Origin of the sequence: Pseudooceanicola sp. LIPI14-2-Ac024 (genome assembly GCF_042188925.1) — a bacterium.
GTDB lineage: Bacteria > Pseudomonadota > Alphaproteobacteria > Rhodobacterales > Rhodobacteraceae > Pseudooceanicola.
In genome coordinates this window covers 978969-1000361 of sequence record NZ_CP170102.1, presented here as the reverse complement: position 1 = coordinate 1000361, position 21393 = coordinate 978969, and the positions used below count along the sequence as shown (strand labels likewise).

20 protein-coding genes, 4 tRNA genes and 1 pseudogene are annotated in these 21393 nt (G+C 67.2%); 10 read left to right on the top strand and 15 right to left on the bottom strand.

Going from position 1 to position 21393, the window contains the following annotated elements:
- Positions 1-50 precede the first annotated feature (50 nt).
- A complete protein-coding gene (locus ACE2AC_RS04850; RefSeq protein WP_375690987.1) occupies positions 51-533 on the bottom strand; it encodes a Hint domain-containing protein in 483 nt (160 codons plus the stop codon).
- Between the two features lie 194 nt (positions 534-727).
- Between ACE2AC_RS04850 and ACE2AC_RS04845 the strand changes: the two genes are divergently transcribed.
- Positions 728-812 (top strand) — tRNA-Leu (locus ACE2AC_RS04845).
- On the opposite strand, the gene ACE2AC_RS04840 is transcribed toward ACE2AC_RS04845, so the two are convergent.
- Positions 791-2179, bottom strand: coding sequence for an amino acid permease (locus ACE2AC_RS04840; RefSeq protein ID WP_375690986.1), 1389 nt, complete (start codon positions 2177-2179; stop codon positions 791-793). The two genes, ACE2AC_RS04845 and ACE2AC_RS04840, sit on opposite strands and share 22 nt — an antisense overlap.
- 216 nt (positions 2180-2395) lie before the next feature.
- On the opposite strand from ACE2AC_RS04840, the gene ACE2AC_RS04835 reads away from it, so the two are divergent.
- The 3 genes from ACE2AC_RS04835 to ACE2AC_RS04825 all read left to right on the top strand — a co-directional run bounded on the left by ACE2AC_RS04835 (position 2396) and on the right by ACE2AC_RS04825 (position 5804).
- Positions 2396-3253, top strand: a complete 858-nt coding sequence (locus ACE2AC_RS04835; protein ID WP_375690985.1) for a type IV pili methyl-accepting chemotaxis transducer N-terminal domain-containing protein — start codon at positions 2396-2398, stop codon at positions 3251-3253.
- A gap of 182 nt (positions 3254-3435) precedes the next feature.
- Positions 3436-4764 carry a trigger factor gene (tig, locus tag ACE2AC_RS04830; RefSeq protein WP_375690984.1) on the top strand — a complete coding sequence of 443 codons (1329 nt, stop codon included), beginning with the start codon at positions 3436-3438 and terminating at the stop codon, positions 4762-4764.
- Between the two features lie 272 nt (positions 4765-5036).
- Positions 5037-5804, top strand: coding sequence for a VPLPA-CTERM sorting domain-containing protein (locus ACE2AC_RS04825; RefSeq protein ID WP_375690983.1), 768 nt, complete (start codon positions 5037-5039; stop codon positions 5802-5804).
- A 238-nt stretch (positions 5805-6042) separates the two neighbouring features.
- On the opposite strand, the gene rplI is transcribed toward ACE2AC_RS04825, so the two are convergent.
- Genes rplI through rpsF form a run of 3 tightly spaced genes read right to left on the bottom strand, consistent with a single transcriptional unit; the run spans position 6043 to position 7279 of the window.
- A complete protein-coding gene (rplI, locus tag ACE2AC_RS04820; protein WP_375690982.1) occupies positions 6043-6660 on the bottom strand; it encodes a 50S ribosomal protein L9 in 618 nt (205 codons plus the stop codon).
- A 12-nt stretch (positions 6661-6672) separates the two neighbouring features.
- Positions 6673-6900, bottom strand: coding sequence for a 30S ribosomal protein S18 (gene rpsR, locus ACE2AC_RS04815; protein WP_005608650.1), 228 nt, complete (start codon positions 6898-6900; stop codon positions 6673-6675).
- A gap of 28 nt (positions 6901-6928) precedes the next feature.
- Complete coding sequence (rpsF, locus tag ACE2AC_RS04810; protein WP_375690981.1) at positions 6929-7279, bottom strand: 30S ribosomal protein S6; 351 nt, start codon at positions 7277-7279, stop codon at positions 6929-6931.
- A 232-nt stretch (positions 7280-7511) separates the two neighbouring features.
- Between rpsF and fabD the strand changes: the two genes are divergently transcribed.
- Positions 7512-8453, top strand: coding sequence for an ACP S-malonyltransferase (gene fabD / locus ACE2AC_RS04805; protein ID WP_375690980.1), 942 nt, complete (start codon positions 7512-7514; stop codon positions 8451-8453).
- 90 nt (positions 8454-8543) lie between these two features.
- Positions 8544-9281, top strand: a complete 738-nt coding sequence (gene fabG, locus ACE2AC_RS04800) for a 3-oxoacyl-[acyl-carrier-protein] reductase (RefSeq protein WP_375690979.1) — start codon at positions 8544-8546, stop codon at positions 9279-9281.
- A gap of 64 nt (positions 9282-9345) precedes the next feature.
- On the opposite strand, the gene ACE2AC_RS04795 is transcribed toward fabG, so the two are convergent.
- On the bottom strand, positions 9346-10179 hold the full coding sequence (locus ACE2AC_RS04795) for a hypothetical protein (protein WP_375690978.1): 834 nt from the start codon (positions 10177-10179) through the stop codon (positions 9346-9348).
- Between the two features lie 336 nt (positions 10180-10515).
- Entirely contained in the window at positions 10516-11760 is a 1245-nt protein-coding gene (gene pepT / locus ACE2AC_RS04790; RefSeq protein ID WP_375690977.1) for a peptidase T, read from the bottom strand.
- Positions 11761-12071: 311 nt separating this feature from the next.
- Between pepT and ACE2AC_RS04785 the strand changes: the two genes are divergently transcribed.
- Positions 12072-12305 carry an acyl carrier protein gene (locus ACE2AC_RS04785; protein ID WP_375690976.1) on the top strand — a complete coding sequence of 78 codons (234 nt, stop codon included), beginning with the start codon at positions 12072-12074 and terminating at the stop codon, positions 12303-12305.
- A gap of 232 nt (positions 12306-12537) precedes the next feature.
- On the opposite strand, the pseudogene ACE2AC_RS04780 reads toward ACE2AC_RS04785, so the two are convergent.
- Positions 12538-13667 (bottom strand): annotated as a pseudogene (locus ACE2AC_RS04780) (class I SAM-dependent RNA methyltransferase).
- A complete protein-coding gene (locus ACE2AC_RS04775) occupies positions 13645-14520 on the bottom strand; it encodes a hypothetical protein (protein ID WP_375690975.1) in 876 nt (291 codons plus the stop codon). Before ACE2AC_RS04775 ends, ACE2AC_RS04780 begins: the two are co-directional and overlap by 23 nt.
- Positions 14521-14599: 79 nt before the next feature.
- Here ACE2AC_RS04775 and ACE2AC_RS04770 point away from each other — a divergent pair, with 79 nt between their 5' ends.
- From ACE2AC_RS04770 to ACE2AC_RS04760, 3 genes are all read left to right on the top strand, one after another.
- The gene (locus ACE2AC_RS04770; protein ID WP_375690974.1) at positions 14600-16261 is read left to right on the top strand and encodes an ABC transporter permease; all 1662 of its coding nucleotides are present in this window, start codon (positions 14600-14602) and stop codon (positions 16259-16261) included.
- Positions 16262-16305: 44 nt separating this feature from the next.
- Positions 16306-16381, top strand: a tRNA-Thr gene (locus ACE2AC_RS04765).
- A 110-nt stretch (positions 16382-16491) separates the two neighbouring features.
- Complete coding sequence (locus ACE2AC_RS04760; protein WP_375690973.1) at positions 16492-16782, top strand: DNA-binding protein; 291 nt, start codon at positions 16492-16494, stop codon at positions 16780-16782.
- 75 nt (positions 16783-16857) lie between these two features.
- Here the strand turns inward: ACE2AC_RS04760 and ACE2AC_RS04755 are convergent, their stop codons facing one another.
- The 6 genes from ACE2AC_RS04755 to ACE2AC_RS04730 all read right to left on the bottom strand — a co-directional run bounded on the left by ACE2AC_RS04755 (position 16858) and on the right by ACE2AC_RS04730 (position 20978).
- Positions 16858-17496 (bottom strand): acyl-homoserine-lactone synthase, encoded by a 639-nt coding sequence (locus ACE2AC_RS04755; RefSeq protein WP_375690972.1) that lies wholly within the window; start codon positions 17494-17496, stop codon positions 16858-16860.
- A 323-nt stretch (positions 17497-17819) separates the two neighbouring features.
- On the bottom strand, positions 17820-19268 hold the full coding sequence (locus ACE2AC_RS04750) for a sensor histidine kinase (protein WP_375690971.1): 1449 nt from the start codon (positions 19266-19268) through the stop codon (positions 17820-17822).
- 25 nt (positions 19269-19293) lie between these two features.
- Positions 19294-19539, bottom strand: coding sequence for a hypothetical protein (locus ACE2AC_RS04745; protein WP_375690970.1), 246 nt, complete (start codon positions 19537-19539; stop codon positions 19294-19296).
- A complete protein-coding gene (locus ACE2AC_RS04740) occupies positions 19503-20369 on the bottom strand; it encodes a PleD family two-component system response regulator (RefSeq protein WP_375690969.1) in 867 nt (288 codons plus the stop codon). Before ACE2AC_RS04740 ends, ACE2AC_RS04745 begins: the two co-directional genes overlap by 37 nt.
- 419 nt (positions 20370-20788) lie before the next feature.
- Positions 20789-20863, bottom strand: a tRNA-Gly gene (locus ACE2AC_RS04735).
- A 40-nt stretch (positions 20864-20903) separates the two neighbouring features.
- A tRNA-Gly gene (locus ACE2AC_RS04730) sits at positions 20904-20978 on the bottom strand.
- Positions 20979-21393: the final 415 nt, after the last annotated feature.

The window sequence follows — 21393 nt, the reverse complement described above, 5'->3', positions numbered from 1 at the left end:
GGCCGCGAAACGCGGCCCTGAAAGTTCATTCTGCTCGATTATACGGCCGTTCAGGCGGCTTCTTGAACCTGTGTGCCTGCGGCAAGCTCCATGCCGCCGACGTAAATCACGTGCGGCCGGTCGAACACCAGTTCGAAGAGCGTCATCTCGAGTTCCCCGATGCCGCGCACGAACTGGCCGTCGGCCAACCTTGCCACTTCGACCAGCGCCTCGGGCTGGCCAAAGATCGCCCGGGCGCGCCAATCGCGCACCAGGACCTTCTGTTCGGCGGGCAGGACCAGGTCCGCCTCGGGGCGATCGTGTCCGATCGACCCTGCCGCCACTTGCACGGCACGGCTGCGCAAATGCCGCACCCGCACCTCCCGCAGGACGGCCATGCCGCCCGTCCGGGTGATGACCCTGTCGCCGGGGGTCAGGAATTCGACCGGAAGCTCTCCGTCCAGGGTCAGCACGGGGCTGCCCGCAACGATGCCGGCGACCTTCTGGCGGGTCGGCTGGGCGGAAATCGCGGCGGTCGGTCCTGTCGGGGTCATCGGGTCGGTCCCATTCTGTCCGTGCACTGGATGCGATGAAAATGTGGCAGGAATGCGCCCAGACCCGGAACAATGCGGGGCATTTGACGTTCCGTGCCGCCGCGGCGGCGGGTCAAATTCCCTCTCGCCTCGGGCCGGTGGCTTTGATAGACAGCGCGGACCCGGCCGGCCGCCTCAGCGGCCCCTCGGGCCGTGCGGGTGTGGCGGAATTGGTAGACGCACCAGATTTAGGTTCTGGCGCCGCAAGGCGTGGGGGTTCAAGTCCCTTCACCCGCACCATCATTCCCCTCGACATCGTGCGTTTCGCCCTCGGCCGCCTGGCGCAGTTTCAGGGCGACGTGGATCGGCACGCCGGCGAGCAGCAGCAGGAAGCCCAGGAACACCGTGTCCGCGCCCGAGCCGTAGATCGCCCAGGCCGAGTAGACGAAGCCGAGGCTGCCCAGGACGATCAGCTTGGTCCGCCCGCCGGGCACCACCGCCGACTGGCCGCGCCGCACGAGGATCATCAGCTCGGCAAAGGCGCAGAGGGCATAGGGCAGCAGGCTCGACATCACGGCAAGCAGGATGATCACGTTGAACGCCCCGACGAGGCCCTGCGAGAAGTTCATCACGATCAGGACCGAGGCGAGCAGGTTCGACAGCACCAGCGCATTGGCCGGTGTGCCGTACTCCGACAGCTCTCCCAGCCGTTTCGGGAACACCCGGTCGACCGCCGCGCCATAGGGCACCTGGCCCGACAGCAGGGTGAAGCCGTTCAGCGTCCCGAAGGTCGAGATCACCGCACCGATGGCTATGACGATTCCGCCGACCGGCCCCCACATCGCCGTGGCCACGTCGGCGACCGGCGCCTCGGACTGCGCGAGGACGGGCGAGGGCACGACGCCGATGGTGACGAAGGTGACCGAGATGTAGACCGCGGCGGCGACCAGCACGCCGATAATCGTGGCACGCGGGATGGTCTTTTCCGGCTCGATCACCTCGCCCGCCGGAACGGTCGCGCTTTCCAGACCCAGGAAGGCCCAGAGCGTCAGCGCCGCCGCGGCCGAGATCGCGGCGAGCGGCGTGTCGCCGCTCTGGTTGAAGGGGGTGAAATGGGCCATGTCGACCCAGAAGAGGCCGATCAGCCCGACCGCGAGCAGGGGGATCAGCTTGCCGATGGTGGTGATGGTCTGGATGCGCCCGGCGGCGCTGACCCCGCGGATGTTGATCAGGGTCAGCGACCAGATCGCCATCAGCGCGACGCCGATCCCCATCACGTCCGAATTGCCGATGGCCGGAAACAGGAAGCCGAGGTAGCCGACGAGCGCCACGGTCACCGCCGCGTTCCCGGTCCACAGGGTGATCCAGTAGCCCCAAGCGATCACGAAACCCGCGAATTCGCCATAGCCGGTTTCGCAGTAGGCATAGGGCCCGCCGGTGCGCGACACCACGCGCGACAGCCGGCCGAAGAGGATGGCGAGGACCAGCGCCCCGGCCGAGGTGATGACCCATCCGACGAGGGAGATCGGCCCGATCGCGGCAAGCGAGGCGGGCAGCAGGAAGATGCCGCTGCCGATCATGTTGCCGATCACCAGCGCCACGCAGGCGCGCAGACCAAGGCCCCCGGACGGCGCGGCACCCAGGGTCGGCGCGGTGGCTTCGGTCATGGCCGGCCTCCTTCCTGCGTGACGGTGCCGGGGCGTCCGGTGGCACCGTGCGGCTGGATTATCCTGTCGATCCAGTTCATTCCGGGCGAGTACACCGCGCCGTGCCGCTTTCCGCAAGGGAAATGGGCGGGCGGCACGGGATCGTTGGGACGTACACGAAGAATTAGCCCGCGTCGGCCTATGTGGGGCGACCGATCCAGCCCGGACCCTGCCGTGATGCGCTTCGTGCTCCTGCTCCTGATCCTCCTGGCCTGCGCCCCGCCGCCGGCTGCGATGGCGCGTGACGTCGACCGCGCAGAGGTGCTGCGCAAGATCAACGTGGCCGGGCGGCAGCGGATGCTGTCGCAACGCATCGTGATGACCGCCTGCCTCGAGAACGCGGGCGCCGATGCCCCGCTCAACCGCACCAAGGGCGAGGGGGCGGAGGCGTTGTTCCAGCATTCCCAGGCCGCGCTGCGGGCCGGTGCGGATGACCTGCGCCTCGGGCCTGAAACCGATGCCCGCGTGATCGAGGCGCTGGCCAAGGTCGAGGCCTACTGGCCCAAGTACCTCGCCGCGGTTGAGGAGGTGCGGGCGGCCGATCCCGGCGCCTCGACCACGCGGCTGCGCGCGGCGGCCCGCAAGATGCTGGGCCTGACCGAGGATGTGGTCGAAAGCCTTGGCACGGCCTATGACGACGGGGCCGGGGTGTCGGCGATGGCGACCACGGTGAACATCGCCGGGCGTCAGCGCATGCTGATCCAGAAAACCATGATGGAGGCGTGCTTTGCCGCGGTCGGCGGCCATGGCGCGGCGCTGTCGCGGCGGGTCGGCGCGTCGAAGACGCTGTTTGAACGCAGCCTGGCCAACCTGATGATCGGGGACGCGCGGCAGGGGATCCTGCCGCCGCCAACGGCCGAGATCGACGCCAAGCTGATCACCGTCGTCCGGATCTGGCGCTGGCTCGGCGCCGATTTCACCCAGCTGGCCGAGGGGGTACCGGTCACGGCCGAGCGTCTCGGGCAGCTGGCCCGCGCCTCGGAAATCGTGCTGGTCACGATGAACCAGTCCGTCACGCTCTACGAGGCGCAGTAGCCGCGGCCGGACCCGGGGCGGAGCGGTCGGGAAGGGGCGCCCGGCGGCCCTTGCGGCATCGGCGGATTCGCCCGGGTGAGACGGGTTTTCGCCTTGCATGACTGCATATCCCCTCATAGAAGGGCGTCTGAATTTCCGGCCGCGTCCCGCGGCCTGCGACCGAATTGGAAGGACGACGCAGAATGCAGGTCACCGAGACCCAGAACGAAGGCCTGAAACGCGGCTACCAGATCACGCTGACCGCGGATGAGCTGGCCGCGAAGGTGGACGAGAAACTGGCCGAAGCGCAGCCCGAGATCGAGATGAAGGGCTTCCGCAAGGGCAAGGTGCCGATGGCGCTTCTCAAGAAGCAGTTCGGCCAGCGCCTGATCGGCGAAGCGATGCAGGAAGCCATCGACGGTGCGATGAACAAGCACTTCGAGGACTCCGGCGACCGTCCCGCGCTGCAGCCCAACGTCCAGATGAAGGACGGTGACAACTGGAAAGAAGGCGACGACGTCGTGGTCGACATGACCTACGAAGCGCTGCCCGCCATCCCCGAGGTCGAACTGGGCGACATCGAGATCGAGAAGCTGGTGGTCAAGGCCGACGAGGCCTCGGTCACCGAGGCGCTGGAAAACCTGGCCGAGAACGCCCAGAACTTCGAGACCAAGAAGGGCAAGGCGGCAGACGGCGACCAGGTCGTGTTCGATTTCGTCGGCAAGGTCGACGGCGAGGCTTTCGAAGGCGGTTCGGCCGAAGACTACCCGCTGGTGCTGGGCTCCGGCCAATTCATTCCGGGCTTCGAAGAGCAGCTGGTCGGCGTGAAGGCCGGTGAGGAAAAGGCCGTCACGGTCACATTCCCCGAGGAATATCAGGCCGCCAACCTGGCCGGCAAGGAAGCCACCTTCGACTGCACCGTCAAGGAAGTGAAGAAGCCGGTGAAGGCCGAGCTCGACGACGAGCTGGCCAAGAAATACGGCGCCGAGGACCTCGATGCGCTGAAGGCCCAGATCACCGAGCGTCTGGAGGCCGAGTACAGCCAGGCAAGCCGTGCCGTGATGAAGCGCGCGCTGCTCGACAAGCTAGACGCCAAGGTCAGCTTCGACCTGCCGCCGAGCCTTGTCGAGGCCGAGGCCGGCCAGATCGCGCACCAGCTCTACCACGAGGAAAACCCGGACGATCACGGCCACGACCACGGCGAGATCAAGCCGACCGACGAGCACAACAAGCTGGCCGAGCGCCGCGTGCGCCTGGGTCTGCTGCTGGCCGCGCTGGGCCAGAAGGCCGAGGTCGAGGTCACCGATGCCGAGATGACCCAGGCCGTCCTGAACCAGGCACGCCAGTACCCGGGCCAGGAACGCCAGTTCTTCGAGTTCGTGCAGAACAACCCGCAGATGCAGCAGCAGCTGCGCGCGCCGATCTTCGAGGACAAGGTCATCGACTACGTCGTCGAGCTGGCCAAGGTCAGCGAAAAGGAAGTCTCGAAGGACGACCTCCAGAAGGCCGTCGAGGCACTGGACGAAGAATAAGCACACCACCCGTCATGGGTGTCAGGGCCGCGGGATTTTCCCGCGGCCTTTTCTATTTGGCGGCCTTGTTTTCCCTTGCTTTACTGAAAATACGGCATCTCGCCCGAGTCGTTCGGCGGATTCTTGCCGAAAGGTGACGCAGGGTCACCGATGTGCGGGATTCTGCCTTCCATCAGGTACCGTGCATCCCCCACAATTGAACGCAGCGCGAAGGGGGGCCTTTTTCCCGCGCTCGTAAAACCCTTTTTGAAAACGACTTGAGGACTATAACCATGTTTCGTCTTAATACAGTGGTCGGCGCCGCACTGGGCGCCGCGATTTCAGTGACTCTCGCCACCGGCGCACATGCAACCATCCTGACAATCTACGACGGCGTGGCTGCAGGCGCGTCCGACTTCGACAGCACCGTCACCGGTGCCGGCGGCACCGTGTCCACCGACGTGTGGACCGGCCTGTCGTCGAGCGCGTCGATCGACCGTGGCGACTATGTCATCACCCAGAACGATGGTGGTGTCGGCGGCGTGGCAAACTATGGCTCGCTCTCTGGGCAGGTGATCGGGATCAACCCCGCCGGTGGCGGGTCGAGCCCGCGGACCGATCCGCTGGATTACTTCGGCAGCGGCATCACCTTCACCTTCGACAACCCGGTGAACGCGATCGGCTTTGAAGTCGGTGACTGGGCCACCTGCTGCCATGCACCGGTGACTGAGCTGTTCATTTCGTTCGACGGCGGCGCACCGATCCTGGTCGGTTCCGCGACCTCGACCGCGGATGGCCTGTTCCCGTCGCAGGATACCGGCGCGAGCGTCTTCGAAATCTTCGTGGCCGCCTTCGACAACTCCGACGATTTCACCACCGTCTCGTTCTGGGGCAACGGCATCGGCGAGGTGCTCTATGCCGGTGGCCAGGTGAAGTACTCGCTGCTGAGCCGCGGTTCGCTGCCGCCGGCAACGCCCGAGATTCCGCTGCCGGCCGGTGGCCTGCTGCTGCTGACCGCCTTTGGTGCGATCGGTGCGGCGGCGCGGCGTCGCAAGGCCTGAGCCTGACGCCAGTCGGTACCAAGTCCATTGAAGGGGGCCGTCCGGAAGGGCGGCCCTTTTCGTGCCGAAACCGCAAAATCGGACGTCGGTATCACGTCGGTATTGCGTCGGTATCACGTCGGTATTTTCGGCGCGGTCCGGTGAGGGGGCGTTAACCCGCGGATGACCGGGGCCAGGAACGAAAAAACCGCGCCCGGGGGGGCGCGGTTTCGATCTGTGCCGGACTGGCGCGAGACGATTACTCTTCGTCGTCGTCCGATGCCGCGTCGCGGGCCGGGGCGTAGTCTTCGTCGTCCGAGCCGGCTGCGCCGATGTCGTCGAAGAGTTCCGAGATCTCGAACTCTGCGGCGGCTTCTTCTTCGGCGGCCAGTTCCTGGATCGACTTGCCCTGTGCCTGAACCTCGGCTTCTTCCGGGGTCCGGGCGACGTTCACGACGATCTGAACCTCGACCTCGGGGTGGAGGTAGATGTCCACCGTGTGCAGGCCCAGTTCCTTGATCGGGTTCGGGATGATCACCTGCTTGCGCTCGACGGTAAAGCCCTGCTCGGTCGCCACGGAGGCGACGTCACGGGGGGTAACCGAGCCGTAGAGGCTGCCGCCGTCCGATGCCGAACGAATCACGACGAACTTTTCGCCGTCCAGACGCTGGGCGAGGGCTTCGGCCTCTTTCTTGGTTTCGAGGTTGGTGGCCTCGAGCTGCGCTTTCTGTTCGGCGAAGGCGGCGATGTTCTCTTTCGAGGCGGTCAGCGCCTTGCCCTGCAGCAGCAGGTAGTTGCGGGCGTAGCCGGGCTTGACGGTGACGACGTCGCCCATCTGGCCGAGCTTGGCCACACGTTCGAGAAGGATGACTTCCATCGGTCGGTCTCCTTATTTCACGGCGTAGGGAAGCAGGGCGAGGAACCGGGCGCGCTTGATGGCGCGGGCGAGTTCACGCTGCTTCTTTGCCGAGACGGCGGTGATGCGCGACGGGACGATCTTGCCGCGCTCGCTGATGTAGCGTTGCAGCAGCCGGGTGTCCTTGTAATCGATCTTGGGCGCGTTCTCGCCCGAGAAGGGGCAGACTTTCCGGCGGCGGAAAAACGGTTTTGCAGCCATGGTTTAGCTTCCTTTCCTCAGGCTTCGATCAACGACGGCGACGGTCGTCGCGCTCGTCGCGCTTCTGCATCTGGACCGACGGGCCTTCCTCGTGCTCGTCGACCTTGATGGTCAGCACGCGCATCACGTCGTCATGCAGGCGCATCAGGCGCTCCATCTCCTGCACGGCCGGCGCGGGGGCGTCGGAACGCAGGTAGGCGTAGTGGCCCTTGCGGTTCTTGTTGATCTTGTAGGCCATCGTCTTGACGCCCCAGTACTCGTGATCCACGAGTTTCCCGCCGTTGTCGGACAGGACGGCGCCGAAGTGTTCGATCAGCCCTTCGGCCTGCGCGTTGGAAAGATCCTGGCGCGAGATGAATACATGCTCGTACAGCGGCATGTGCACTCCATTTCTATCAAGGCGCATTTCATAGACCGGCTGGAACTCCTTCCGCGGCTCGGTCACGAGAGTCTGCGCGGTTTGGTCAACTGCGGAAGGAAGCGCCGACATAGAGGGAAAGCGCCCGCGGCGCAAGGCCGAAGGCGCGGCGCACGGCGGCGTGATCGCGATGATGGACTATCGCCGCGTCCCGCGCTATCCCCCGGGCCAAGCATAAGGAGAGGGAGGCGAGATGAGCCGCGCATTCGTGTTTCCGGGGCAGGGTGCCCAGACCATCGGCATGGGCCGCGAACTGGCCGAGGCCTACCCCGCTGCAAAGGCCGTCTTCGACGAGGTCGACGACGCGCTGAACCTCAAGCTCTCGGCGCTGATCTGGGAGGGGGAGCAGGACGAGCTGACCCTGACCAAGAACGCGCAGCCGGCGCTGATGGCGACCTCGCTGGCCGCCTTCCGCGCGCTGGAAGCCGAGGGGGTCAAGATCACCGACGCGGCCTATGTCGCGGGCCATTCGCTGGGCGAGTATTCCGCGCTGGCCGCGGCCGGCGCGCTGAGCGTGGCCGATGCCGCCCGCCTGCTGCGCACCCGCGGCGAGGCGATGCAGAGCGCCGTGCCCGTCGGCATCGGCGCGATGGCGGCGCTGCTCGGGCTCGACTTCAAGACCGCGGCCGAGGTCGCCCGCGAGGCGGCGCAGGGCGAGGTTTGCCAGGCGGCGAACGACAACGACCCCGCGCAGGTGGTGGTGTCGGGCCACAAGGCGGCCGTGGAACGCGCGGTCGAGATCGCCAAGGAAAAGGGCGCCAAGCGGGCGGTTCTGCTGCCGGTGTCCGCCCCGTTTCACTGTTCGCTGATGGCCCCCGCGGCCGAGGTCATGGCCGGCGCGCTGGCGCGGATCGAGATGGGCGTGCCGAAGGTGCCGCTGATCGCCAACGTGGTGGCCGAGCCGGTGCATGCGGGCCACGAGATCGAGCAGCTGCTGGTCGAGCAGGTGACCGGGTCGGTCCGCTGGCGGGAAAGCGTGCTGTGGATGGCGCATCACGGCGTCGACGAGATCTGGGAGATCGGCGCGGGCAAGGCGCTGTCGGGCATGATCCGGCGGATCGAGAAATCGGTGGCCTGCCGTGCGGTCGGGACCCCGGACGAGGTGAAGGCCGCGGCCGAGAGCCTTCAGGGCTGAGACAACGGATGGCGACCGGGGGCCTTGCGCCCGGACCCCGCAGAGTTTTCCTGGCAAGATGAAGCTGGCGGGCAATTTGGGAGTTTGGGAATGTTTGATCTGAGCGGAAAAACGGCGCTGGTGACCGGTGCCTCGGGCGGCATCGGCGGCGCGATCGCCAAGGCGCTGCACGGCGCGGGCGCGACCGTGGGGCTGAGCGGCACGCGGGTCGAGCCGCTGGAGGCGCTGGCGGCGGAGCTGGGCGAGCGGGCGCATGTGCTGCCCTGCAACCTGGGCGATGCCGAGGCGGTGGCGGAGCTGCCGAAGCAGGCGGCCGAGGCCATGGGGTCGGTCGATATCCTGGTGAACAACGCGGGCATCACCCGCGACCAGATCTTCATGCGGATGTCGGACGAGGAATGGCAGTCGGTGCTCGACGTCAACCTGACCTCGACCATGCGGCTCTGCCGGGGGGTGATGCGCGGCATGATGAAGGCCCGCTGGGGCCGGATCGTGAACATCTCGTCCGTGGTCGGCACCACCGGCAACCCGGGGCAGGCGAACTATGCCGCGTCCAAGGCCGGGATGGTCGGGATGTCGAAGAGCATCGCCTACGAGGTGGCGAGCCGCGGGATCACGGTGAACTGCGTGGCGCCGGGCTTCATCGCGACCGCGATGACCGACAAGCTGAGCGACGACCAGAAGGCCAAGATCAACGGCCAGATCCCGGCCGGACGGATGGGCGAGGCCGAGGAGATCGCGGCCGCCGTGCTCTACCTCTCGAGCGCCGAGGCGGGCTATGTCACCGGCGCGACGCTGCACGTCAACGGCGGCATGGCGATGGTCTGACCCCGACGCGGTCACGGAATTCGGAAAGGGCGGCCCGGGTGGCCGCCCTTCCTGTTTCGGGCTGTCAGCCGCGCTTGCGGCGGCGCAGCGTGCCGAGGCCGAGCAGGCCGGCCCCCAGCAGGGCGGCGGGCAGCGGCAGCGGCACGTCGGCGACGGCGATCGGTTCGCCGTAGATGAAATCGTCCATCACGATGGAATCGAACCCCACGATGCCCGCGTCGATGCGGACACGGGCGACCTCGGCATCGTCGAAGATCACGCCGAGGAAGGAGAGCGAGGCATTGGCCCCGGCCAGCACGTCGCGGGTGTAGAGCAGCGTGTCGTCGATGTCGTAGAAGCTCATCGAGGCGGAGCCGGTGTTCTCGACGTCGGTGAAGACCACGCCGAGGCCGCGGGTGAGGGCGGTCGTCACCTGGTCGACGGGGTCGAAGAAGAACACGTCGAAGAGGGTGTCGCCGATCGGGGTGAAGAGCCGTTCGGGGCTGAAGAAGGTGAAGCCGCCGGGGAAGCCGAACTCGATCGTCTCGCCCGAGGCGGCGGTGGACGACAGCTCGAACCCGGTGGTGGCGCCGGCCTCCTTGAACTCGATCCCGCGGGCGAGCGGGGCGAAGCCCTGGTTGAAAAAGTCACCCGGGAAGGCGTTCGGGTCCGACACGGAATCCGGGGCGCCGTCCCAGTTGATCTCGCGCCGGCCGGCGGGATCGCCGCTGACCGGGGCGGGGGCGTTCAGCGGGCCGAGCGCGGTGCGGAAGTCGTCGACCGTGGACTGCAGGTCGGCGGCGCTGGTGGCATTGGCCTCGAAGACGCTGAGGACACCGGCCTGCGCGGGCACCGCGGCAAGCGTGGCGAGGGCCAGGGCCGCGCCGAGAAGCGGGCGCGTGGAAGTCGGGTGGGTCATTCGGGAAGTCCTTGTGCATATGGAAAGGGAATGGATGCGCCGCCCTGTCGGGGGCGCGGGAAAAGACGGCGGAAGGCCGCGCGCCGGTCGCGGAGACGGGAAATCGGTCATCTGAACTGGTCCTGCTCCACCCATGCTGCCGGGGCGCGGCGCCGGGAGACCGGGCGCCACTGCCGTCGGCGCAAGTCTGGCGTGCCAGCGTTGTAACCAGCGTTGTAATGAAGCGAGGTGGCGGCGGTGGCCGGCAGATTTCTGCCCATTTGGTCAAAAATCGGGCAGGGGCCGGGGTGATCCGGCCGGGTCCGCGCGGGGTGGGCCCGCGCGGACGGGGGGCGATCAGCCCCGGGCGGCGCGCTGCACGAGGTCGATGGCGACGCGGGTGGCGAGGTTCATGTCCTGCACGCTGATCCATTCCAGCGGGCCGTGGATGTCCTGCATCCCGGTGAAGATGTTGGGCGTGGGCACGCCCATCTCGGTCAGGCGGGAGCCGTCGGTGCCGCCGCGGATCGGTTCGCCCCTCGGGTCGAGGCCGACGGCGCGGCAGGCGTCGCGGGCCAGCTCCACCGGGGTCATGTCGTCCTCGAGCCAGTAGCGCATGTTGCGGTACTGCGGGCGGATGGCGCAGGTGATCCTGGCGCGCGGCTCGGTCGCCGCGACCGCCTCGCAGACCTGCGTCAGCAGGGCGCCGTGCGCCGCCAGCCCGTCGCGTTCGAAGTCGCGCAGGATGAACTTCAGCTCGCATTCGGCGGCGTTGCCGCGCATCTCGGTCATGTGGATGAAGCCCTGCCGGTCGCTGGTCGTTTCGGGCGTCAGGGTCGCCTGCGGCAGGGTCTGCACGATCTTGGCCCCGAGGTGCAGCGCGTTCACCAGCGTGTCCTTGGCCCAGCCGGGATGCGCCGAGACGCCCGTCACGGTGACCAGCGCCGCGTCGGCCGAGAAGGTTTCATAGATGATCTCGCCGGGTTTCGAGCCGTCGAAGGTGTAGGCGAAGTCGGCGCCCAGGTCCTTGGGCAGGCGTTCGTCGACGCCGCGGCCGATCTCCTCGTCCGGGGTGAAGGCCAGGCGGATGCGGCCGTGCGGGATGTCGGGATTGGCCAGCAGGTGGCGCGCGGCGGTCATCGCGATGGCGACGCCCGCCTTGTCGTCGGCGCCGAGCAGCGTGGTGCCCGAGGCGGTGATGATATCGTCGCCCGCCTTTTCCGCCAGGTAGGGGTTCACCTCGGGCGAGAGTTTCAGGTCGGGGGCGTCGGGAAAGGCGATCTCTCCGCCGTTGTAGTTGCGGTGCACGATCGGTTTCACGCCGGTGGCGTTGAAGGCGGGCGCGGTGTCGACATGGGCGAGCAGGCCCACCACCGGCGCCTCGACGCCGGGGGTCGCGGGGATGGTGGCCAGCACCGTGCCGTAGTCGGTCAGCGTGACCTCTTGGGCGCCCATCTCTTCGAGTTCCTGCACCAGCAGGCGGGACAGCTCGAGCTGGATCGCGGTGCTGGGCGAGCTGGGCGAATCCTCGTCGGACTGGGTGTCGATCGCGGCATAGCGGACCAGCCGGTCCTCGAGTTCGCTGTCGAATTCGGTGCGCATTGGGGCCTCCTGTTGCGGTGCCGGGATGAGGGTGCCGGGGCGGGGGATTGTCAAGCCGGGCAGGGGTTCCCATCTATGGTCCCGCGACGGCACCGGCGCGGCTTTCGGCTTTGCCCAAGGGGGCTTGCGAAAGCGTTTGCCTCCCCTCTAGCATATGCTATAGGCGGCAAAGGATTTTGCCGGGGGGCCCATCGGGCCACCGGACCACCCGCGGTTGCGGGACCGAGCCGCCCGGCAGGGCATGACGAGCGCGACCCCGGAGGGGCGAGGGCAGAAACGGGCCGAAGCGCCCAAGACGTGAGGGTAAATTCATGAGCGATGTCGCAGACCGCGTGAAGAAGATCGTTGTCGACCACCTGGGCGTGGAAGAGGACAAGGTGACCGAGAACGCCTCGTTCATCGACGATCTGGGCGCAGACAGCCTCGACACCGTCGAGCTGGTGATGGCGTTCGAAGAAGAATTCGGGATCGAGATCCCCGACGACGCCGCCGAGAACATCCAGACCTTCGGCGACGCTGTGAAGTTCATCTCGGAAGCGTCGTAAACGACGGTTTCCGGAACGGTTCGAGGGCCTCCGCTTCGGCGGGGGCCTTTGTGATTCCGGCGGGCGGACCCGCGCCACGCAGGTGGCCGGCGGGATGCGCCCCGATGAGGTGTTCAGGGCCGTCGGGATCGCGGCTTGGCCCTCGCCCTGACCCATTCCCCCCAGTGAAAATGAAACCGGTTGCGCACGTGGCGTGCGCAGCGCCTGGGGTCGTGGTGCCGGTTGGCCCCCGTCAGATCACCCCGGTCTGGTAGAGTTTCACCTGCAGCCCGCCGTGCGGGATCGGGGGCGAGGTTTCGGTGAAGTCGAGGCCGGTGGCCTTGGCCAGCCCGCCGTCATTGGTGATCATCCCCAGCCGCCAGCCGGAGAACCGTGCCTTCACCGTCTGGCCGAGGCCGCCGTAGAGCGCGAAGAGGAGTTTTCGGTTGCCGATCCGGCCGCCGTAGGGCGGGTTCACCATGATCAGGCCGGGCGGGCCGTCGGGACGTTCCAGCGCGCCGACCGGGTGGCAGGCGAATTGGGTGACATGGGCGACGCCGGCCCGTTCGGCGTTCTGCTGCGACGCGGTGATCGCGCCCTGGTCACGATCGGAGCCGCGGAAGAGCAGTGGCGTCTCGCGCGGGGCGGGGGCGGCGCTGCGCAGCGCGGCGAAGGCTGTGGCGTCGAAGCTGGCGAAATCCTCGAAGGCGAAGCTGCGCGACCTGCCGGGGGCAAGGCCGAGCGCGATCTCGGCCGCCTCGATCGGGAAGGTGCCGGAGCCGCACATCGGGTCGATCACCGGCTCGGACCCGTCGTAGCCGCAGGCGCGCAGCACGAGGGCCGCCATCGTCTCGCGGATCGGCGCCTTGCTGACGGCAAGCTTGTGTCCGCGCTTGTGCAGCGGCTCGCCCGAGGTGTCGATCGAGAGGGTGACGAGGTCGTCCTCGATCCGGGCGCGGATGGTGAGCGGGGCGTCCTTGTCGATCACGGCGCCGGCGGTTTCGGCGATGGCGCGTTCGACCCGCTGGGCCGCGGCGCGGTCGTGGTAGATCTTGGACCGGCGGCAGGTCGCCTCGACCCGGACGCGGGTGTCGGGGGGATGAGGCCGGCCCAATTGACCTTGCGCGCGCGCTTGTCGAGCTGGGCGAGGTGCATCGCGCGAAACTCGCCGATCCGGGCCAGCACGCGGGTCGCGCCGCGCAGCCAGAGGTTGGCGCGCCAGACGTCGGGCCAGTCGCCCGCGGCCTCGACCCCGCCGGGCACGGCCTGCGCGGCCGCAAGGCCAAGCGCCTGCGCCTCGGCCAGCAGCAGGTGTTCCAGCCCCGGCGGGCAGGCGAGGAAAAGGCCCAGCGGGCTCGCGTCAGGCGGAGAGGAAGCGGACATCGGGGCGGCTCGCGATCAGGGCAATGTCTTGGTCGTATCGGGCGGTCAGCGCCTCGACATAGGCGGCATCCCAGCCGGGCAGGTCGAGTTCTTCCTCGACCGCGTCGGGGAGGGCGAACTTGTCGAGGAAGGCGGCGATGACGCGGCGTTTCTGCCGGTCGGTCATCACCGGGTGGTCGGCCATGTAGCTGCGGAAGCGGCGCATCCCCTCGCGCGACATGATCTCGGACAGCAGGTCGAAGCCGCCGGTGATCTTGCTGCCCTCGGGCAGGTCGCCGAGGGCGCGCACGATCTCGGCCCAGATGAAGGGGGTGTCCTCGTTGCACCAGAGGATGAGCTCTACCCCCGGATGCGCGGCGCGCAGGCGTTCGACCAGCTCGGACCAGCGCAGGGTGGCGGGGTCGGTGCCGGCGAGGAAATCGTCGAAGCTGCCCTCGGGCGCCTCGGCGTGCAGGGCGGGCAGGAAGGTCGCGGGGTTGCGCAGGCCGAGGGCGAGGGTCAGCCGGTCGCCGGGGAAGAGCGCGCGCAGGTCGGCCAGCCGCGCCTCGGCCCGGGGGTAGATCGCGCCGTCGGCGACGGCGATCCGGGGCACGCCGAAGAAGTTGTCGTTCGACAGCAGAATCCGGGTGACGCCGTCGTCCTGGAGGATGTCCCCCAGCAAAACCTCGCGCGAGTCCGCGTCGGGGGCGGACTGCGCCGCGGCCTGCACCGCGTCGCGCAGCTTGCGGCGATAGCGCGACGGCCCGGGCACCGAGGTGCCGCGGCCCAGGAGCAGTTCCTTGTTCTTCAGCAGGCACTTCACCAGGCGGTCTTCGTCGGTGCAATGCGCGCCCGCGTGCAGGACGATGTCCATCGGGTCCCCTTCGTCGCAGTTCTCCGTCTATATCGCGGCGCGGCTGGACAGTAAAAGCGCATTGCGGCATGGGGCAGGGATGGTGGACGTTCAGACACAAGCGGGCCGGCGGATGCGGCTGCCCTCGGGCTGGTCGGTCGGCGCGGCGCTGATCGCGGCGGTGGTGGTGGCGCCGATCCTGTCGGTCATCGTCATCGCGTTTTCGCCGCTCGTCACCGGGGGCGAGAACATCTGGCCGCACCTCGTGTCGACCACGCTGCCGCGCTACCTGCGCAACACGCTGTGGCTGATGGCGGGGGTGGGCGTGCTGACCTGCGCCATGGGGACCGGCGCGGCCTGGATCGTGTCTCGCTATCGCTTTCCGTTCGACCGCTGGCTGGCCTACCTGCTGCTGCTGCCGCTGGCGATCCCGGCCTATGTCGGGGCCTATGCGCTGGTCGATTTCCTGGAGTACGCGGGGCCGGTGCAGACCGGGCTGCGGCAGCTCTTTGGCTGGCAGACCGCGCGGGACTACTGGTTCCCCGAGATCCGGTCGTTGCCGGCGGCGATCTTCGTGTTGTCGGCGGCGCTCTACCCCTATGTCTACCTGCTGGCCCGGGCCGCGTTCCGCGAGCAGGCGGGCGCGGGGGACGAGGTGGCGATGTCGCTGGGCGTCGGCGCGCTTGGCCGGTTCTGGCGCGTCGGCCTGCCGCTGGCGCGGCCCGCCATCGCGGCGGGCGTGGCCGTGGTGATGATGGAGACGGTGAACGATTTCGGCACGGTCGACTACTTTGCCGTGCAGACGCTGACGACGGGCATCTTCTCGACCTGGCTTGAGAGCAACAACGCCGCCGGCGCGGCGCAGATCGCCTGCGTGATCCTGACGCTCGTGGTGGTGCTGGTCCTGCTGGAAAAGGCCTCGCGCCGCCGGTCGAAACACTACCTGACGGCGCGCGGGCACCGGCCGGTGACCCGCACGCAGCTGAGCCGGGGGCGCGGCTGGCTGGCCTGCGCGCTCTGCAGCCTGCCGGTGCTGATCGGGTTCGTCCTGCCGGGCGGCGTGATCCTAGGCCACGCGCTGGACCGGGCGGGCGCCTGGCGCGACCCCGCGCTCCTCAAGGCGCTTTGGCACACGGTGGCCGTCGGCGGCACGGCGGCGGTGGTGACGGTGCTGGCGGCGGTCTTTCTGGTCTACGGCGTGCGGCTGTCGGGCCGCGCGGTACCCCGGATGCTGATGCCGCTGACGACGATCGGCTACGCCGCGCCGGGGGCGGTGCTGGGGGTCGGCATCCTGATCCCGCTGGCACGGATCGACAACGGGCTGGCCGACATGCTCGAGGCGCTGACCGGGCGCGGCTTCGGCCTGATCCTGACCGGGTCGGCCTTTGCGCTGGTGCTGGCTTATTCGGTGCGCTTCTTCGCCATCGCCCAGGGCGCGGCCGACGCGGCCTTTGGCCGGGTGTCGCCGTCGCTGCCGATGGCGGCCCGGTCGCTGGGGCGGAGCAAGGGGCAGGTGCTGCGCGCGGTGCACGTGCCGCTGATCCGCGGCACGCTGGCCTCGGCGCTGCTGCTGGTGTTCGTCGACTGCGTGAAGGAGCTGCCCGCCACGCTGCTGCTGCGCCCGTTCAACTACGACACGCTGGCCACGCGCACCTTCGAACAGGCGAGCCTTGAGAACCTCGGCGAGGCCGCGCCGCCCGCGATCCTGGTGATCCTGGTGGGGCTGTCGGCGGTCGCGCTTTTGGCCCGCGCCAACAGATGATCGCCCTTGAACGCCGCCGCCCGAGCGCGTAAACGGGCGCGGCTGCCCCTATAGCTCAGCTGGTAGAGCAACTGATTTGTAATCAGTGGGTCCGCGGTTCGAGTCCGTGTGGGGGCACCATTTACCCGACATTCAAACCGTTGCGCATCCTGCCAGAAGTGCGGGATGCTGAGGGATGGCCTGCGAGCGGTTTCCGTGATCGCGGGTGCACGCGGCGGGAGGACAGCGTCATGATCGAGACAAGCGTGTTCGATGTTGCGGATCACCTGGATGATCCCGAAGCGCAGCGGGAGTTTCTTTGCGATGCGCTGGAGACCGGGGAGGGCGCATACATCGCCCATGCCTTTTCGATTGTGGCACGGGCGCGGGGTGAGGATGCGGGTGATGACCAGGTGGCGGGGATGCTGGCGCAGGCCAAGGCGGAGGGCGACGGGATGACGGTGACGACCCTCGCCGCACTTTGTGACGCCTTCGGGCTCGTGCCCTGCGTGGTGCCGAAACCGGACGCCCCTGCGGACTGACGGCCGGGACAGGCCCCGGAAACGGAAGACGCCGCGCAAGGCGGCGTCCCGTGGTGTCGTCGGTGGCCCTTGGCCCTACTGCAGGCGGTGCTTCAGCGGGAAGAGGGCGGCCTGGCTCCAGGTGCCGTCGATGTTGAACTTGGGGCCGACGGGCGCCGCGTTCATGCCGATGCGTTTCAACCAGCGGGAGAACACCGCCGGCACGATTCCGATCACCGAATGGGCGCCGTGGTCGGCCGCGGTGGTCTGCATCGCGGTCAGGACCATGCGCTGGACCAGCGGGCGGCGCTTGGCATCGACGCCTTCCGCGATGAAGAGGCGCGTGGCTTCCCAGATCTTGGGATCGACCGGCGCGTCGAAGAAGAGCACGTCGTTCGGAATGCTGTCGAGCATGTTCATCTGGGCGTCGCGCAGCATGTAGCTGTAGGCGGCGCAACGGGAGGTTGTGGGCATCAGGCGGATGCCGCCGAGGACCTGGCCGTATTCATGCACCGCGACCCAGCGGGCCTGCGGCGTGTCGTACTGGTCGAATTCCATGCCCTCGGTCTGGGACAGGGTCCAGTGCAGACGGTCGATGAAGACCTCGCGACGCGCGCGCATGAACTCGACCCAGAGGTCGCCGTACTGCGTCATGTTCGTCATCGACATGGTCGTGATCTTGATCGAGCCGTGCTGTTCGACCGGGGCGGTCGGTGCCGCCTCGGATCTCGGCACGGGCCGATTGTACCTGATCTCGCTGGATGCGCCCGAATCCCCTGGACCCAGCTCGGGGAACGCACGTTCCCCTCGCGCATGCCGCGCCAACCCCCTTTGGTGCTGCATTTGAACTGTTACCCCACACACTACTTTGGTTAACAGTTTCCCGAAACGCAGCGTTCATGCAAACGCAACTTTGCCTTGATTCCGCCACATTGCGGATTCCTGTGGCGGGTATCGCACAATTGCAACACAATTTGGCCCGAATTGATGCAAAAACGCCCCGGCCGAGGCCGGGGCGTTACAAAACTTTTGTTGTTTCAGATCGGCTTGCCGGTCGTTTATCCAGCGGCCGCGAGGCGCACGGGGGTGCCGTCGAGTCGGGTCCAGCCGGGGCCTGCATCGTCTTCTTCGGACTCGAGCGGCGGGTCGATGATGTCGAGCGCGACCATGAAGGTGGTGCCGACGCCCAGCTCGCTCACGTAGTCGATGACACCGTTATGGAGCTCCACGATCTGCTTGGAGATGTTCATCCCCAGGCCGGTGCCGCCGTAATCGCGCTGGTCCGAACTGTCGATCTGGTAGAACTGGCCAAAGACCTTTTCGCGCGAATTCTCGGGGATGCCGATGCCGTTGTCCTCGACGAAGATCACCACCTTGTCGTCGACCTGCTCGCAGCGGACCGAGACGGCGTCACCCTTGTCCGAGAACTTGACCGCGTTCGAGATCAGGTTGGTGAGCACCTGGATCAGGCGGCGCTGGTCGGCCAGGATGTAGGTCGCGGTCTCGGGGCGAATGAAGTCGATGTAGACGCCGTGCTTGTCGGCGAAGCCGTAGTTCACCTGCACCGCTTCCTCGACCATGGCCTCGGCGTTGATCGGTTTCAGCTCGGAGACGAAGCGCCCGGCCTCGAGGCTCTGCACGTCGAGGATGTCGTTGATCAGGTCCGACAGCCGGACGCAGTTGCGCCCCGCGAGGTCGAGCACCGGCTTGAGGTGGTCCGGCACCGGGCCGATGGAGCCGGCCTGGATCAGGTCGAGCGAGCCCTTGATCGAGGTCAGCGGCGTCCGCAGCTCGTGGCTGACGGTCGACACGAAGTTCGATTTGACCTTGTAGGCGATCTTGGTCTTCTCGTGCTCGGCCTCGAGCCGTTCGAGATGGGCGAGGTTCGCGCGATACATCCCCAGGTAGAGCCGGCTGACGTCGAGGATGAAGTACATCACGAAGGCGACGGTGAAGAACTGGAGCCAGATGTAGGAGGTGATCGGCGGCATGAAGCGCAGCACGTCGATCAGCGCGATGAAGGTGAAGCCCGCGGCGTAGATCGCCAGGCGGACGATCAGCGCGCCGAGGATCTGGTGGTTGTTCATCGCGCAGAAGAGCGCGGCCGCGAAGAGGAAGAAGAGCGGCGTGAAGTGCCCGCCGAGGCGCTGTTCCAGCGCGATCATCACGACGAAGCCGGTGATGGCCAGCGCGGAGAGCGTGGTGTTGATCAGGATCTGCACCATGATCTTGCGCGCAGTTCTCTGGTCCTTGCCCTCCCAGTTCCGCACGCGGCGGGCGAGGCGCAGGTCGAGAAGTTCGGTCAGCAGGACGCAGGTGTAGAGCAGCAGCGCCTTGGTGGCGTCGATGTAGAAGGCGGCCAGCACCATCGCCGAGAAGAAGATGGCCTGACGTTGCCAGATCAGCGTAGTGATCGCGGCGACGTAGTCTTCGATCTGCTTGCGCGTCGGCGACATGAAGGCGCGCCGAAACCGCTTGGTCGCGCGGGATAGCGTAGTCTTGGTCATCGGCTTGGCACCTTCTCAGACCGGCTCAGCCGTTGCGGAGCGATTCGAGCAGCATCTTCTCGTAGGCCTGGCGATCGGGGCGGGCCTTGGTCTGCGCGGACTGGCTGCGCTGCGGGCGCTGCGGATAGGTCGGCGTGGGCCGGGGCACCGGGGCGACCGTGGCCTGGGCGGCAGAGGTGGCCGGGTCGGCCGGCTGCGCGCTGCGGCGCTTGGCGCGGGAGATCGCGTCCTCGATCAGCTTGGGGCCCGAACCGGGATCAAAGCTTTCCATCTCGGCATGTTCGCCGACGGCGATCTCGGGGCGGGGCCGTTGAAGCTGGCCTTGGCCAGCGCGGCGGTGATCGTGCGTTCCAGCTTGTCGGTGTCGGTCAGGCGGTTGCCGTGCTCGGCACAGATGAACACGCCGCTGCCCATGTAGCTCAGCAGGCTGCCGGCGGAATGGGTGCCGGTGACCAGCTCCTGCGCGACCCGTTGGAGGGTCTTGTAGAAGTCCATCGAGGAGGTCTGGGCGTTGATCTCGGCGCCGTTGGCGACGCGCAGGGCAAAGGCGCAGGTCTGCGGCGCCTTCGACAGCGACATCTGCCGGACGTAGTTCTCGAACTCGGCCTTGCCGATGAAGCGTTCGACCTTGGAGAAGTCGAGCTCGTGTTCGAAATCGGTGTTCTCGTGGTAGAGGACCGAGCGGACCATCGACGGGTTGTCGTCGCCTTCGCCCGAGGCCTTGGAGTACTTCAGCTTGCGCGCGGTGTTCAGGCGCTGCTTGAGGTCCTCGAAGTTGAAGGGCTTGGTCACGTAGTCGGTCGCGCCGGCCTCGAACGCCTTCTCGACATAGCTCATCTGCGACATCGCGGTGAGCATCAGGATCGGCGCGTTCTTGTAGAGCTCGTTCGACCGGATTTCGGCGCAGAGGTCGATCCCGTTCATCTCGGGCATCTGGATGTCCAGGAGGAACGCGTCGAACTCGCGCGGTTTGCCCTCGATCATCTGGAGTGCCTGCTTGGCGGAGGTTGCCGTCTTGACCTTGTAGGTGCCAAGGGCCTTCAACGCCACGCCAAGCAGTTCCAGGATGCTTGGTTCGTCATCTACGATAAGAAGTCGCATTTGTGTCTCTTCGCTCGTTATCCCTGCGGACGTCCCGTACTGGAGCTTCTTCAAGGCGCCTCGGAACAGCCCGCACTACCGGGGCCTCTTGCGAATTTGTTAAAAGGCAATTTGGGCAAAAAAATGCCGAAACCCGAAAAAGTTTAAGATGCGAGGGGACTTGGCCCATCTCTGTGATCGGCCGTTTCCCGCCTAGAAACACCAGTTTGTTCCGGAACTTGCGACAAAACCGGGGCAATCGGCCGGGATTGTCCGGTGAATTGCCGGCAATCAGAGGCGTGGTGGAACGATTTTCCGCGTGCAAGGGCAGATGGTCGAGGAGGGGGCAGCAGGCCCCGGATGCCGAGTCGGGAGGGTGTCCCGACGGGTCCGGGGACCGTCGATGGTCCCTGTCGCGCCAAATCCTGATGTGTGGAATTTGGAGCGGGCGATGAGATTCGAACTCACGACCCTTACCTTGGCAAGGTAATGCTCTACCCCTGAGCTACGCCCGCATGCACCCGTGGTGCGGCGACTGGGGACCAGTCTACTCAATGGAGCGGGCGATGAGATTCGAACTCACGACCCTTACCTTGGCAAGGTAATGCTCTACCCCTGAGCTACGCCCGCGTCCTTGAGTGAGGGATCATCTATTTTCTCTGGCCGGGGCCTGCAAGGGAAAAAATGCATCCGGGGGCGAAGAAATCGCGGCCCCGGATGCCAGCACCAGGCCATGGACCTTGGGGGAAAGCCCGCGACGTGGCGTTAGGTGGGTCCCGGGCGCCGGAGGGCAGGGGCAGGGCGGTCGAAGCATGGCTTCGCCACCCCGCCGGACCGCTGCGATCCGACGGGTCGTGATACGGCCGGCAGGCGGCACATGGCTACGGCCGTGCCGCCGGACCGGGTCCGGGACAATCACTGGAACACTGTTTTCAGATGGCTCCCCCGAGAGCCTTGGGGGAGAAGATCGTCCGGTTCGCGCCGGAATGACAGGCCTTGACGCAAAGGTAAGGCGCGGATGCCGGGCAAGCCCCGCGCGGCATTG

Bases quoted from the DNA above. Each gene is read 5' to 3' on its own strand.
- ACE2AC_RS04850 (WP_375690987.1), bottom strand. From the start codon at position 533: ATGACCCCGACAGGACCGACCGCCGCGATTTCCGCCCAGCCGACCCGC.
- ACE2AC_RS04840 (WP_375690986.1), bottom strand. From the start codon at position 2,179: ATGACCGAAGCCACCGCGCCGACCCTGGGTGCCGCGCCGTCCGGGGGC.
- ACE2AC_RS04835 (WP_375690985.1), top strand. From the start codon at position 2,396: ATGCGCTTCGTGCTCCTGCTCCTGATCCTCCTGGCCTGCGCCCCGCCG.
- tig (WP_375690984.1), top strand. From the start codon at position 3,436: ATGCAGGTCACCGAGACCCAGAACGAAGGCCTGAAACGCGGCTACCAG.
- ACE2AC_RS04825 (WP_375690983.1), top strand. From the start codon at position 5,037: ATGTTTCGTCTTAATACAGTGGTCGGCGCCGCACTGGGCGCCGCGATT.
- rplI (WP_375690982.1), bottom strand. From the start codon at position 6,660: ATGGAAGTCATCCTTCTCGAACGTGTGGCCAAGCTCGGCCAGATGGGC.
- rpsR (WP_005608650.1), bottom strand. From the start codon at position 6,900: ATGGCTGCAAAACCGTTTTTCCGCCGCCGGAAAGTCTGCCCCTTCTCG.
- rpsF (WP_375690981.1), bottom strand. From the start codon at position 7,279: ATGCCGCTGTACGAGCATGTATTCATCTCGCGCCAGGATCTTTCCAAC.
- fabD (WP_375690980.1), top strand. From the start codon at position 7,512: ATGAGCCGCGCATTCGTGTTTCCGGGGCAGGGTGCCCAGACCATCGGC.
- fabG (WP_375690979.1), top strand. From the start codon at position 8,544: ATGTTTGATCTGAGCGGAAAAACGGCGCTGGTGACCGGTGCCTCGGGC.
- ACE2AC_RS04795 (WP_375690978.1), bottom strand. From the start codon at position 10,179: ATGACCCACCCGACTTCCACGCGCCCGCTTCTCGGCGCGGCCCTGGCC.
- pepT (WP_375690977.1), bottom strand. From the start codon at position 11,760: ATGCGCACCGAATTCGACAGCGAACTCGAGGACCGGCTGGTCCGCTAT.
- ACE2AC_RS04785 (WP_375690976.1), top strand. From the start codon at position 12,072: ATGAGCGATGTCGCAGACCGCGTGAAGAAGATCGTTGTCGACCACCTG.
- ACE2AC_RS04775 (WP_375690975.1), bottom strand. From the start codon at position 14,520: ATGGACATCGTCCTGCACGCGGGCGCGCATTGCACCGACGAAGACCGC.
- ACE2AC_RS04770 (WP_375690974.1), top strand. From the start codon at position 14,600: ATGGTGGACGTTCAGACACAAGCGGGCCGGCGGATGCGGCTGCCCTCG.
- ACE2AC_RS04760 (WP_375690973.1), top strand. From the start codon at position 16,492: ATGATCGAGACAAGCGTGTTCGATGTTGCGGATCACCTGGATGATCCC.
- ACE2AC_RS04750 (WP_375690971.1), bottom strand. From the start codon at position 19,268: ATGACCAAGACTACGCTATCCCGCGCGACCAAGCGGTTTCGGCGCGCC.
- ACE2AC_RS04745 (WP_375690970.1), bottom strand. From the start codon at position 19,539: ATGGAAAGCTTTGATCCCGGTTCGGGCCCCAAGCTGATCGAGGACGCG.
- ACE2AC_RS04740 (WP_375690969.1), bottom strand. From the start codon at position 20,369: ATGCGACTTCTTATCGTAGATGACGAACCAAGCATCCTGGAACTGCTT.